Annotated in this window: 11 protein-coding genes; 8 read left to right on the top strand and 3 right to left on the bottom strand. The window is 59.8% G+C overall.

Translation table 11 applies throughout. From position 1 onward, the window contains the following. The first annotated feature begins 21 nt into the window (after nt 1-21). From amaB to AACY11_RS04395, 8 genes are all read left to right on the top strand, one after another. Nucleotides 22-1,512 (top strand): L-piperidine-6-carboxylate dehydrogenase, encoded by a 1,491-nt coding sequence (gene amaB, locus AACY11_RS04360; protein WP_339493946.1) that lies wholly within the window; start codon nt 22-24, stop codon nt 1,510-1,512. A 159-nt stretch (nt 1,513-1,671) separates the two neighbouring features. Then, on the top strand, nt 1,672-2,955 hold the full coding sequence (gene amaA, locus AACY11_RS04365; protein WP_339431791.1) for an L-pipecolate oxidase: 1,284 nt from the start codon (nt 1,672-1,674) through the stop codon (nt 2,953-2,955). 368 nt (nt 2,956-3,323) lie between these two features. Then, nucleotides 3,324-4,457 (top strand): ABC transporter substrate-binding protein, encoded by a 1,134-nt coding sequence (locus AACY11_RS04370; RefSeq protein WP_221733066.1) that lies wholly within the window; start codon nt 3,324-3,326, stop codon nt 4,455-4,457. Between the two features lie 178 nt (nt 4,458-4,635). Next, a complete protein-coding gene (locus tag AACY11_RS04375; RefSeq protein WP_221733065.1) occupies nt 4,636-5,550 on the top strand; it encodes an ABC transporter permease subunit in 915 nt (304 codons plus the stop codon). A 3-nt stretch (nt 5,551-5,553) separates the two neighbouring features. Continuing rightward, nucleotides 5,554-6,855 carry a high-affinity branched-chain amino acid ABC transporter permease LivM gene (gene livM, locus AACY11_RS04380; protein WP_339493948.1) on the top strand — a complete coding sequence of 434 codons (1,302 nt, stop codon included), beginning with the start codon at nt 5,554-5,556 and terminating at the stop codon, nt 6,853-6,855. Then, nucleotides 6,852-7,724 (top strand): ABC transporter ATP-binding protein, encoded by an 873-nt coding sequence (locus tag AACY11_RS04385; protein WP_339431793.1) that lies wholly within the window; start codon nt 6,852-6,854, stop codon nt 7,722-7,724. Before livM ends, AACY11_RS04385 begins: the two co-directional genes overlap by 4 nt. After that, complete coding sequence (locus AACY11_RS04390) at nt 7,721-8,437, top strand: ABC transporter ATP-binding protein (RefSeq protein ID WP_339431794.1); 717 nt, start codon at nt 7,721-7,723, stop codon at nt 8,435-8,437. Before AACY11_RS04385 ends, AACY11_RS04390 begins: the two co-directional genes overlap by 4 nt. A gap of 772 nt (nt 8,438-9,209) precedes the next feature. Beyond that, complete coding sequence (locus tag AACY11_RS04395; RefSeq protein WP_339493950.1) at nt 9,210-9,974, top strand: SDR family oxidoreductase; 765 nt, start codon at nt 9,210-9,212, stop codon at nt 9,972-9,974. A 53-nt stretch (nt 9,975-10,027) separates the two neighbouring features. Here AACY11_RS04395 and AACY11_RS04400 read toward each other — a convergent pair whose 3' ends face one another. The 3 genes from AACY11_RS04400 to ureG all read right to left on the bottom strand — a co-directional run bounded on the left by AACY11_RS04400 (nt 10,028) and on the right by ureG (nt 12,551). After that, nucleotides 10,028-11,161, bottom strand: a complete 1,134-nt coding sequence (locus AACY11_RS04400; protein ID WP_339493952.1) for an AGE family epimerase/isomerase — start codon at nt 11,159-11,161, stop codon at nt 10,028-10,030. Between the two features lie 175 nt (nt 11,162-11,336). Then, on the bottom strand, nt 11,337-11,909 hold the full coding sequence (locus tag AACY11_RS04405; protein ID WP_339431797.1) for a HupE/UreJ family protein: 573 nt from the start codon (nt 11,907-11,909) through the stop codon (nt 11,337-11,339). Nucleotides 11,910-11,936: 27 nt separating this feature from the next. Next, a complete protein-coding gene (ureG, locus tag AACY11_RS04410) occupies nt 11,937-12,551 on the bottom strand; it encodes an urease accessory protein UreG (protein ID WP_339431798.1) in 615 nt (204 codons plus the stop codon). Nucleotides 12,552-12,559 lie beyond the last annotated feature (8 nt).

Consider the following 12,559-nt stretch of genomic DNA (forward strand, 5'->3'; position numbering starts at 1 on the left):
TTTTTGCTTGAGGAGTGACCCATGGTTGCCGCATTGCTTGATCGTCTTGGTGTAAACCCGGCCCTTTATCAGAACGGCAAAGTGCCGGTGCATTCGCCGATCGACGGCAGCCGGATTGCCGCCGTGAACTGGGAAGGCGCGGCTGAAGTCGAGCAGCACATCAGTCGCGCAGATCATGCGTTCGAGGCGTGGCGCAAGGTGCCGGCGCCGCGTCGCGGGGAACTGGTGCGTCAATTCGGCGAAGTGCTGCGTGAATACAAAACCGATCTCGGCGAACTGGTGTCGTGGGAAGCCGGCAAGATTACTCAGGAAGGCCTGGGTGAAGTGCAGGAGATGATCGACATCTGCGACTTCGCCGTCGGTCTGTCGCGCCAGTTGTACGGTTTGACCATCGCCTCCGAGCGCCCGGGCCACCACATGCGTGAAACCTGGCATCCGCTGGGCGTGGTCGGGGTGATCAGTGCGTTCAACTTCCCGGTCGCGGTGTGGGCGTGGAACACCACGCTGGCGCTGGTTTGCGGTAACCCGGTGGTGTGGAAACCGTCGGAGAAAACCCCGCTGACGGCACTGGCGTGCCAGGCCCTGTTTGATCGCGTGGTGAAGAATTTCACTGACGCCCCGGCGAACCTCTGCCAGGTGATCATCGGTGGCCGTGACGCCGGTGAAGCCCTTGTCGACGACCCGCGTGTGGCGCTGATCAGCGCCACCGGTAGCACGCGCATGGGCCGCGAAGTGGCGCCGAAAGTCGCTGCACGATTCGCCCGCAGCATCCTTGAGCTGGGCGGCAACAACGCGATGCTCCTCGGCCCAAGCGCTGATCTGGACATGGCGGTGCGCGCGATTCTGTTCAGCGCGGTCGGCACTGCCGGTCAGCGTTGCACCACGCTGCGTCGCTTGATCGCCCACGAATCGGTCAAAGAAGAAATCGTCACCCGCCTCAAGGCGGCTTACGCCAAAGTGCGCATCGGTCATCCGCTGGAAGGCAATCTGGTGGGCCCGCTGATCGACAAGCACAGTTTCGAGAACATGCAGGATGCGCTGGAGCAGGCATTGAGCGAGGGCGGTCGCGTGTTTGGCGGCAAGCGTCAACTGGAGGATCAATTCCCCAACGCCTACTACGTTTCGCCGGCCATCGTTGAAATGCCGGAGCAGAGTGATGTGGTGTGCAGCGAAACCTTCGCGCCGATCTTGTACGTGGTTGGCTACAGCGATTTCCAGGAAGCGCTGCGTTTGAACAACGCGGTGCCACAAGGTCTGTCGTCGTGCATTTTCACCACGGACGTGCGTGAGGCCGAGCAGTTCATGTCGGCAGTCGGCAGTGACTGCGGCATCGCCAACGTCAACATCGGCCCCAGCGGCGCGGAAATCGGCGGCGCGTTTGGTGGCGAGAAAGAGACCGGCGGTGGTCGTGAGTCGGGCTCGGATGCGTGGCGCGCCTACATGCGTCGTCAGACTAATACCGTGAACTACTCGCTGGAATTGCCGCTGGCGCAGGGCATCACCTTCGACTGATACCTTCAGTCAGATGGATAACCCCTTGTGGGAGCGGGCTTGCTCGCGAAGGTGTCGGGTCAGTCGACTTAGACGTTGTCTGATATACCGCTTTCGCGAGCAAGCCCGCTCCCACATTGTTGAACAGTGTGTTTGTTAGGTTTCTGTTGGAGTCTGGCAATGCCGTTACGCGAAGAATGTCTGTGGGAAAAACTCACGCCGCAAAGGCCCGATAACACCGCGCTCAAGGGTGAGGTCAACGTCGATGTCTGCGTGATCGGTGCCGGGTTTACCGGGTTGTCGGCGGCGCTGCATCTGTTGGAGAAAGGCAAAAGCGTTTGCGTGCTGGAAGCCCATCGCGCCGGTCACGGCGGTTCCGGTCGCAACGTCGGATTAGTCAACGCCGGTATGTGGATCCCGCCGGACGAGATCGAAGCCGGGTTCGGCGAAGCCGTTGGCAGCCAGCTAAACCGCATGCTCGGTGCGGCGCCGGCGCTGGTGTTCAGCCTTGTGGATAAGTACAACATCGATTGCCAGTTGCGCCGCGAAGGCACCCTGCACATGGCCCACAACGCCAAGGGGGAGGCGGATCTGCGCAGTCGTGAGCAGCAATGGAAACGCCGTGGTGCCCCCGTCGAATTGCTGACCGGCAAGGCTTGCGAGCAAGCCACCGGCACACAGAAAATTGCTGCTGCGTTGCTCGACCGTCGCGCGGGGACGCTTAATCCGATGGCCTATGTCACCGGGCTGGCGAATGCGGTGATGGGGCTCGGCGGGCAGATGTTCGATCACTCCCCGGTCACTCGTCTCGAGCGTGTAGGCCCGAAATGGTCGGTACAGACCGAACAGGGTTCGGTGCTGGCCGAGCAGGTTGTCATCGCCTCCAACGCCTACACCGAAGGCGACTGGACCGAGCTCAAGCGCAATTTCTTTCCCGGTTTTTACTATCAGGTTGCCTCGGTGCCTTTGAGCGAAGACGCCGCACAGCAGATCCTTCCGGGCGGGCAGGGCTCGTGGGATACCCGGCAAGTGCTCAGCAGCATCCGCCGCGACAAAGACGGGCGGTTATTGCTTGGCAGTCTCGGTAATGGCAATCAGAAACCGACCTGGTTCCTCAAGGCCTGGGCCGACCGGGTGCAGCAGCATTACTTCCCCAATCTGAAGCCGGTCGAGTGGGAGTGCACCTGGACCGGGCGCATCGCTTTTACGCCCGATCACTTGATGCGTCTGTTCGAGCCGGCACCGGGACTGGTGGCAGTCACCGGTTACAACGGCCGGGGTGTGACCACGGGCACGGTGGTCGGCAAAGCCTTCGCCGACTATCTGTGTAACGGTAATCCTCAAGCCCTGCCGATTCCCTTTGCACCGATGCAGCCCCTGTCTGGCGCGGGGTTGCGCAGTTGCCTGTACGAGGCCGGATTCTCGCTGTATCACGCGGGCCAGTGCCTGCGCATTGTCATTTGAATGTTGAAAGATGTTGCGTAACGCGGCGCTTTTGCGCGTAGCGACTAGCCTGTAATGGTGCGGGTTGTAGCAGTCCCGCACCAGCAGTGTGCAGTTCGGTGACGCGAGCGGTTACAGGCTGGTTGCACGTCGTTTGGTGCCGCGGTTGCAATGATGGCGCACGCGGGTTGCGCCTGAAATTTTAAAAGGTTTCACCTTCCGCGGTTTAGACGGTTGCACGCCCAATGAAAATGGGAACGAAACAGTCGAAATAACAAGAAAGCAGCGACTTTTTGAAGAATAAAAAACCGATGGCACGGCCCTTGCTCTGAGCATTCAGTGAAATGAAGTCGCAGTGCCAACTAAAAAAAACCTTGGAGCACCACCTCATGTCCCAGACGTTTTACAAGAAAGGCTTTCTGGCCCTCGCAGTGGCTACTGCGTTGGGTGTTTCTGCGTTTGCTCAGGCTGACATCAAAATCGGCGTAGCGGGTCCAATGACGGGCGCCAACGCGGCATTTGGCGAGCAGTACATGAAGGGCGCCCAGGCGGCAGCCGATGCGGTCAACGCGGCCGGTGGCGTCAACGGGGAGAAAATCGTTCTGGTCAAGGGCGATGACGCCTGCGAACCGAAGCAGGCTGTGACGGTCGCCAAGGACCTCACCAACCAGAAAGTCGCCGGCGTGGTCGGTCACTTCTGCTCCTCTTCGACCATTCCAGCGTCGGAAATCTACGACGAAGCCGGCATTATTGCGATCACCCCGGGCTCCACCAACCCGCAAGTGACCGAGCGCGGCCTGAGCGCCATGTTCCGTATGTGCGGACGTGACGACCAGCAGGGCATCGTCGCCGGCGACTACATTGTCGACGTGCTCAAGGGCAAAAAAGTTGTTGTTCTGCACGACAAGGACACCTACGGCCAAGGTCTGGCTGACGCCACCAAGGCTCAGTTGATCAAGCGCGGCGTGACTCCGGTTCTTTACGAGGGCCTGACCCGGGGCGAAAAAGACTTCAGCACCATCGTGACCAAAATCCGTGGCGCTGGCGCCGACGTCGTCTATTTCGGTGGTCTGCACCCGGAAGCCGGTCCTCTGGTTCGCCAACTGCGTGAACAGGGCTTGAAAGACGTCAAGTTCATGTCCGACGACGGCATTGTGACCGACGAACTGGTGACCACCGCCGGTGGCCCGCAATTCGTCGATGGCGTCCTGATGACTTTCGGCGCCGACCCGCGTCTGCTGCCAGACAGCAAGGCGGTCGTCGATGCGTTCCGCAAGGCCGGCACCGAGCCTGAAGGCTACACCCTCTACGCTTACGCCTCTGTACAAGCCCTGGCTGCAGCCTTCAACGGCGCCAAGTCCAACGACGGCGAAAAAGCGGCTGTATGGCTGAAGAAAAACCCGGTCAAGACCGTCATGGGCGAGAAATCCTGGGACGCCAAGGGCGACCTGAAAGTCTCCGACTACGTGGTTTACGAATGGGACAAGGACGGCAAATACCACCAGCTGGAAAAACAGAAGTAAGGGCTGACGCGATCACCTGAACGCCATAAACCCCTGTGGGAGCGGGCAAGCCCGCTCCCACAGGAGGCGGTGGCGATAGGTAAATCGCGCTCTGACATTGCTCCGACGTAAATCTGTATTTTCCCTAGAAGAGCCGCACGCCTCAGGTGTGCAGGTTCTCACTGCGTGAGATTGCGTTATGGATGGTATTTTCCTGCAGCAACTGGTCAACGGCCTGACCCTCGGGTCGGTCTATGGCCTGATCGCCATCGGCTACACAATGGTCTACGGCATCATTGGCATGATCAACTTCGCCCACGGCGAGGTTTACATGATTTCCGCTTACCTGGCGGCAATCAGTCTGGCTCTGCTGGCTTACTTCGGTATCGAATCCTTCCCACTGCTGATGCTCGGCACGCTGATCTTCACCATCGTCGTCACGGCGGTCTATGGCTGGGTCATCGAGCGTGTAGCCTACAAACCCCTGCGTAACTCCACCCGACTGGCACCGCTGATCAGCGCCATTGGTATTTCCCTGATCCTGCAAAACTATGCACAGATCGCCCAAGGCGCGAAGCAACAAGGCGTGCCGACCCTGCTGACCGGTGCCTTGCGTGTCGACATCGGCACCGGCTTCGTGCAACTGACTTACACCAAGATCTTCATTCTGGTCGCGGCGTTCGTGGGCATGGGCCTGCTGACCTACGTGATCAAGTACACCAAACTCGGTCGTATGTGCCGCGCGACCCAACAAGACCGCAAGATGGCTTCGATCCTGGGGATCAACACCGACCGGGTGATTTCCTACGTGTTCATCATCGGTGCGGCCATGGCGGCGCTGGCGGGCGTACTGATCACCATGAACTACGGCACGTTCGACTTCTATGCCGGTTTCATCATCGGCATCAAGGCGTTCACCGCAGCGGTGCTTGGCGGGATCGGTTCATTGCCCGGTGCGATGCTCGGCGGGATCATCCTCGGGATCTCCGAGTCGCTGTTCTCCGGCCTGGTCAACTCCGACTACAAAGACGTGTTCAGCTTCTCGCTGCTCGTACTTGTTCTGGTCTTCCGGCCGCAGGGCCTGTTGGGCCGTCCTCTTGTGTCGAAGGTGTAAGCGATGTCTTCAACCACTCAAAAAAATATCGATATCAAAAAAAGCCTGGTTGAGTCGATTCTTGCCGGCCTCATTGCCTTGGTCGTGTTTGGCCCGATTGTCGGCGTCGTACTCGACGGCTACAGTTTCAACCTCGAACCGACCCGTGTGGCGTGGATTATCGCCATCGTCATGGTTGGCCGATTTGCCCTCAGCCTGTTCCTGCAAACGCCCAAGGGGCTGAAGATTCTCGACGGATTCGAGAGCACCAGTTCCGGCGTGCATGTGCTGCCAGCCGATCACAAATCAAGCCTGCGCTGGATCATCCCGTTACTGATTCTGCTGGCCGTGGCCGTGCCGTTCTTCTCTAACTCCTACCTGCTTGGCGTGGTCATCCTCGGGTTGATTTACGTGTTGCTGGGCTTGGGCCTGAACATCGTAGTGGGCCTGGCCGGTTTGCTCGATCTGGGTTACGTGGCGTTCTACGCCATCGGTGCCTACGGGCTGGCGCTGGGTTACCAGTATCTCGGTCTGGGCTTCTGGACCGTGCTGCCGCTGGCGGCGATCACGGCTGGCCTTGCCGGCTGTATCCTCGGTTTCCCGGTCTTGCGCCTGCATGGCGACTATCTGGCAATCGTGACCCTGGGCTTCGGTGAAATCATTCGTCTGATCCTCAACAACTGGTTGTCCCTGACGGGCGGCCCGAATGGCATGTCGGCACCGCTGCCGACCTTTTTCGGTCTGGAGTTCGGCAAACGGGCGAAGGAGGGTGGGATACCGTTTCACGAGTTCTTCGGCATCGCCTACAACTCTGACGTGAAGTATTACTTCATTTACGCGGTGTTGTTCCTGGTGGTGCTGGCCGTGCTGTACATCAAGCATCGTCTGGTGAAGATGCCGGTCGGCCGCGCCTGGGAAGCTTTGCGTGAAGATGAAATCGCTTGCCGTTCGATGGGCCTGAACCACGTACTGGTCAAACTGTCGGCGTTCACCATCGGTGCGTCGACGGCCGGTCTGGCCGGTGTGTTTTTCGCGACCTACCAAGGTTTCGTCAACCCGACCTCGTTTACCTTCTTCGAGTCGGCGCTGATCCTGGCCATTGTCGTGCTCGGCGGCATGGGCTCGACCATCGGTGTGGTGATTGCGGCGTTCGTGCTCACGGTGGCCCCGGAACTGCTGCGCGGCTTCGCCGAATATCGCGTGCTGCTGTTCGGCATCCTGATGGTGTTGATGATGATCTGGCGACCACGAGGGCTGATCCGCATCAGCCGTTCCGGGGTCACTCCACGCAAAGGTGCCATTCACTACGAGAGGACTGCGCCATGAGTGAAGTCGTACTCTCTGTTGAAAAACTGATGATGCATTTTGGTGGCATCAAGGCGTTGAGCGATGTCAGCCTGAAGGTCAAACGCAATTCGATCTTCGCGCTGATCGGCCCCAATGGCGCCGGCAAGACCACGGTGTTCAACTGCCTGACCGGGTTCTACAAAGCCTCCGGTGGCAAGATCGAACTCAATGTGCGCGGCCAGAAGACCAACGTCATTCAATTGCTGGGCGAGTCGTTCAAACCGACCGATTTCGTTTCGCCGAAAAGCTTCCTCAGCCGTCTGTACTACAAGATGTTCGGTGGCACCCATCTGGTGAACCGCGCAGGCCTGGCCCGCACGTTCCAGAATATTCGCCTGTTCAAGGAAATGTCGGTACTGGAAAACCTGCTGGTGGCCCAGCACATGTGGGTCAACCGCAACATGCTGGCCGGCATCCTCAACACCAAGGGCTATCGCAAATCCGAAAGCGACGCGCTCGATTGTGCGTTCTATTGGCTGGAAGTGGTCGATCTGGTGGACTGCGCCAACCGTCTGGCCGGTGAGCTCTCCTACGGCCAGCAACGCCGACTGGAGATCGCCCGGGCCATGTGCACACGGCCGCAGATCATCTGTCTCGACGAACCGGCCGCCGGCCTCAACCCTCAGGAAACCGAAGCGCTGAGCGCGATGATCCGGCTGCTGCGCGACGAGCACGATCTGACCGTGGTGCTGATCGAACACGACATGGGCATGGTCATGAGCATTTCCGACCACATTGTGGTGCTGGACCACGGTATCGTTATCGCCGAGGGCGGGCCCGAAGCCATCCGTAATGATCCAAAAGTGATTGCCGCCTATCTGGGCGCCGACGAAGAGGAGCTGGTATGACTCAACCGATCCTCGAACTCAAAGACCTCGACGTGTTCTACGGTCCGATCCAGGCACTCAAGGGTGTTTCGCTGCAGATCAATGAAGGCGAAACCGTCAGCCTGATTGGCTCCAACGGCGCGGGCAAGTCGACGTTGCTGATGTCGATCTTCGGCCAGCCGCGAGCGGCGAGCGGGCAGATCCTCTATCAAGGCGTCGACATTACCCACAAGTCTTCGCACTACATCGCCTCCAACGGCATCGCGCAGTCGCCAGAAGGACGACGGGTGTTCCCCGACATGACCGTCGAGGAAAACCTGTTGATGGGCACCATCCCGATTGGCGACAAACACGCCAAAGAGGATATGCAGCGCATGTTCACGCTGTTTCCACGGCTTGAAGAACGGCGCAATCAGCGAGCGATGACCATGTCCGGCGGCGAACAGCAGATGCTCGCCATCGCCCGCGCGTTGATGAGCCGGCCGAAGTTGTTGCTGCTCGATGAGCCGAGCCTGGGCCTGGCGCCGATTGTGGTGAAGCAGATTTTCGCCACTCTGCGCGAGCTGGCGAAAACCGGCATGACCATTTTCCTCGTCGAGCAGAACGCCAACCATGCGCTGAAGCTGTCGGATCGGGCGTATGTGATGGTCAACGGCGAGATTCGCCTCACGGGTACGGGGAAAGAGTTGCTGGTGAACGAGGAGGTGCGTAACGCCTATCTGGGCGGGCACTGAGTTATCCCCAGATACACACAGCCCTGGCGACGCAAGTCCCGGGGCTTTTTCATTCCTCGAACCACCACAGCCCCTTGTGGGCGCAAGCTCGCTCCCGCAGTTGATATGCGCAAGTTCCAGAATTGTGGAAAACAAACTCCCCAACCTGCCAAAGCGCGACATATAGACGCTGCAATTGGCTGTTTTTCCACAGTTTTGACTTGTCCCCGTTTGCTGTGGAGCCGGCTGTGAATAACGTGGTAGTAGCTGGCTGCGAGCCTTTGAAACCGTGGCTTTCAGGCGTGTGATTGTTTTTTGATCAGGCTTTTTTGCGTGAGTGACAGACGCCGTTGTCAACCTTTTTATGGGGCGTGTATTGCCGTCGACCCGAGGTTGGTCAGGCTGTGGATAAGTCTGTGATTAAACTCTGGAAAGACTCCGCTAAGCGGCGTAATGACTGGCTTCGCGCAATCATCGCGGTGACTGCTCGGTCGTGCAAAATGCCATGTCCCGCACATCTGCCGCTTCAGGGTCAAGCAAAAAACTTTCTATTCGTCCCGCAAAGCCTTGTGTGGCGAGGCTTTACGCGTTTCCACTTGCCCCCGGAAACTGTGGAAGGGCCTGTGGATAAGGTGCGTGCACATGGCTACAAGCCACGTTCGCTATAGCGTTGGCGCTGCTGGTTGTTTTTTGCACAGTTCGCGAGTGTTGCTCGTGATTGCGAGGCCGGGCATGCTGCCACCTGATTTTCTATTTCAAGGGCTGCCTTGGCGGCCGAAGCAAGGAGAACACGATGTCCAACACCCTGTTTATCACCGGCGCGACGTCCGGTTTTGGTGAAGCCTGTGCCCGCCGTTTTGCCGAGGCTGGCTGGAAACTGGTGCTGACCGGCCGTCGTGAAGAACGCCTCAATGCCCTGTGCGCCGAACTGTCCAGGCAAACCGAAGTGCATGGCCTGGTGCTCGATGTGCGTGATCGCAAGGCGATGGAGGCGGCGATTGCCAACCTGCCGCCATCGTTCGCCAAGCTGCGTGGCCTGATCAACAACGCCGGTCTGGCGCTGGGCGTCGACCCTGCGCCGAAATGCGATCTGGATGACTGGGACACGATGGTCGACACCAACGTCAAAGGCCTGATGTACGCCACGCGTTTGCTGCTGCCGCGCCTGATCGCCCACGGTCGTGGCGCTGGCATCGTCAATCTTGGTTCTATCGCCGGCAACTATCCGTATCCGGGCAGCCATGTGTACGGCGCGACCAAGGCGTTCGTTAAGCAGTTCTCGCTGAACCTGCGTTGCGACTTGCAGGGCACGGGTGTGCGGGTCAGCAACATTGAGCCGGGGCTGTGTGAAAGCGAGTTTTCGCTGGTGCGTTTTGCCGGCGATCAGGAGCGTTACAACGCGACCTACGCCGGTGCCGAGCCGATCCAGCCGCAGGACATCGCCGAGACGATTTTCTGGGTCATGAATGCGCCGGCGCACATCAACATCAACAGCCTTGAGCTGATGCCGGTGAGCCAGACCTGGGCGGATTTTGCCATCGAGCGCAACAAGGTTTAGAGCCAGCAGCCTGTGCCGAGCGAGCACGCTTGGCACAGGTCACAGGCAGCCCATCAACGAAGATAGGCCGCCAGTCCGCTGTAGCAGGTCGCAAGGTGATAGGGCGTCGTCGAAGGCATGTCCTTGCGGCTGACGTCACCTTGTTCATCGCGGCACTCATGCCAGCCACCGGCATGCAGAAAGCGCTGTTGCAATGCTTGCAATTGATGCAGCACCACAGCCTCGCTGTTGGGGCGTAAGGTCAGCGCCCGCAGATATTCGGCCTGCGCCCAGATCCGTTGAGTCGAATCTTTCGGGCGTCCGTCCAGTTCCAGATCAAGCATCGCCCGCACGGCGCCGCACGGCTGCTGCACACCGAATTGCTCGGTAAACGCGAACGCCTTGTCCAGCGCCGAATGCAGTTTCGAGCCGCGCAACAGCGCCGAGGATTGCAGCAGGAAGTACCACTCGAACTGGTGCCCCGGCTCGTACCAGTTATCCACAGCCCCGAGCGGTTTCTCCATCAACACGCCATGTTGTGGATCGATGAACCGCTTGTGCATGGCTGTGCATAACTCAACGAGCGCTTGTTGCGTTGCCGCGTCTTCACGCACTGACAAGGTCGCGAGAAAGGCTTCGGCCAAGTGCATAAGCGGGTTCTGCAACGGGCCGGTTTGCAGGGTGATCCAGTCGCGCTCAAGGCACGCTTCGTACAAGCCGTCACCGGTCGCAAAACGGCGGCCGATGATTTCCAGTGCGGCATTGAGCGTCGACTCCACCAGCGGCTCACGGGACTTGTCCCAGTAATGTGCGCAGGCGAACAGGATAAAGGCGTGGGTATAGAGATCCTTGCGCTGATCCAGCGGTTTGCCCTGTGGATCAATGCTGTAGAACCAGCCGCCATGTTCGCCATCGTGGAAGTGTCGTTGCAGCGAGCGAAACAGCGCGGCCGCGCGATCTTCGGCGTTATCCACAACCCCGATCAGGCTGGAAAACAGATATAGCTGTCGCGCGCAGGCCATCGCCCGATAGCGTTGCGGTGGCAGCGGCTGATGCGCGGCGTCCAGCGCCTCGTAAGGCAGCGCCATGTCGGCGTTCCAGCCCGGGCCTTGCCAGAGGGGCACGATCACGTTGACGAAATGCTGTTGCACGTCGCTGAACAGGGCGGTCAATTCAGGCAGGGACTTGGAGCGGGAAGCGAGGGGCATGGGCGGACGTCGTCACGGCTGGGGCGATTGCGCGACATGGTAGCAGACAGCATGGGGGGAGCGATGCGGTGTCTGATCGGCCGTCTTCGCGAGCAAGCCCGCTCCCACCATGGATTTAGGGTAAACACAAAACCTGTGGGCTTGCTCGCGAAGGGGCCTGCTCAGGCGATAGAAATCAACCGGCCAGCAACCACGCACCCGTCACCGCCGAAGCAGCACCCGCCAGGCGCACCAGCGGCGCAGCAGCCTGAGGCAGAAAACGAACCACCGCATAACCAGCGGCATGCAGCGCAGCGGTCGCCGCCACAAATCCCGTCGCATACGCCCAGGGACTCGACATGTCCGGCAACTCCAGGCCATGCGCGACACCATGGAACAGCGCAAACAACGCCGTCGCCGCCACCGCCATCACCAATGGCGGACGCACCGCCAGCGCAACCGCCAGGCCCAGCGCCAGCACCGACGCCGCAATCCCGCTTTCCAGTGCCGGCAACTCCAGCCCTTCAAAACCGAGCATGCCGCCGATCAACATGGTGCCGACGAAGGTGCACGGCAGCGCCCAACGCGCCGCGCCTTGCTGCTGAGCCGCCCACAAACCGACGGCAATCATCGCCAGCAAATGATCGAGGCCGCCCATCGGATGGCTGATACCCGCGATCAAGCCACTGTCGCCATGCCCTGGGTGAGCAAAGGCCAGCGCGGGGGTCAGCAGCAGCGCCAGGGCGCCCAGAATACGTTTGAATGTCATGGATAAGCTTCCTTGTTGATAAGTGAATCAGGCTGCGGTCAGCAGGCCCTGGCGTTCAATGAAGGCGATGATCGCTTCCAGGCCCTGACCGGTTTTCTGGTTGCTGAACACAAACGGCTTGCCGTTGCGCATGCGTTTTGTGTCGCTGTCCATCATGTCCAGCGAGGCGCCGACCAGCGGGGCGAGATCGATCTTGTTGATCACCAGCAGGTCGGACTTGCAAATACCCGGCCCGCCCTTGCGTGGCAGCTTGTCGCCGGCCGAAACATCGATCACGTAGATCGTCAGGTCGGACAGTTCCGGGCTGAACGTCGCCGAGAGGTTGTCGCCGCCGGACTCCACCAGAATCAGATCCAGCCCCGGGAAGCGTCGGTTCAGTTGATCGACCGCTTCGAGGTTGATCGAGGCGTCCTCGCGGATCGCCGTGTGCGGGCAGCCACCGGTTTCCACGCCGATGATCCGCTCCGGTGCCAGGGCTTCATTGCGCACCAGAAAATCGGCGTCTTCGCGGGTATAGATGTCATTGGTGACCACGGCGAGGTTGTAGCGCTCGCGCAGTGCCAGACACAGGGCCAGGGTCAATGCGGTTTTGCCGGAACCGACCGGGCCGCCGATGCCGACGCGCAGAGGTTGTGTGTTCATATGCTTCT

The organism is Pseudomonas sp. RA_105y_Pfl2_P56, assembly GCF_963970845.1.
GTDB lineage: Bacteria > Pseudomonadota > Gammaproteobacteria > Pseudomonadales > Pseudomonadaceae > Aquipseudomonas > Aquipseudomonas baetica_A.

Excerpts from the sequence above, each read along its gene's own strand:
- amaB (WP_339493946.1), top strand. The coding sequence starts at position 22 with ATGGTTGCCGCATTGCTTGATCGTCTTGGTGTAAACCCGGCCCTTTAT.
- amaA (WP_339431791.1), top strand. The coding sequence starts at position 1,672 with ATGCCGTTACGCGAAGAATGTCTGTGGGAAAAACTCACGCCGCAAAGG.
- AACY11_RS04370 (WP_221733066.1), top strand. The coding sequence starts at position 3,324 with ATGTCCCAGACGTTTTACAAGAAAGGCTTTCTGGCCCTCGCAGTGGCT.
- AACY11_RS04375 (WP_221733065.1), top strand. The coding sequence starts at position 4,636 with ATGGATGGTATTTTCCTGCAGCAACTGGTCAACGGCCTGACCCTCGGG.
- livM (WP_339493948.1), top strand. The coding sequence starts at position 5,554 with ATGTCTTCAACCACTCAAAAAAATATCGATATCAAAAAAAGCCTGGTT.
- AACY11_RS04385 (WP_339431793.1), top strand. The coding sequence starts at position 6,852 with ATGAGTGAAGTCGTACTCTCTGTTGAAAAACTGATGATGCATTTTGGT.
- AACY11_RS04390 (WP_339431794.1), top strand. The coding sequence starts at position 7,721 with ATGACTCAACCGATCCTCGAACTCAAAGACCTCGACGTGTTCTACGGT.
- AACY11_RS04395 (WP_339493950.1), top strand. The coding sequence starts at position 9,210 with ATGTCCAACACCCTGTTTATCACCGGCGCGACGTCCGGTTTTGGTGAA.
- AACY11_RS04400 (WP_339493952.1), bottom strand. The coding sequence starts at position 11,161 with ATGCCCCTCGCTTCCCGCTCCAAGTCCCTGCCTGAATTGACCGCCCTG.
- AACY11_RS04405 (WP_339431797.1), bottom strand. The coding sequence starts at position 11,909 with ATGACATTCAAACGTATTCTGGGCGCCCTGGCGCTGCTGCTGACCCCC.
- ureG (WP_339431798.1), bottom strand. The coding sequence starts at position 12,551 with ATGAACACACAACCTCTGCGCGTCGGCATCGGCGGCCCGGTCGGTTCC.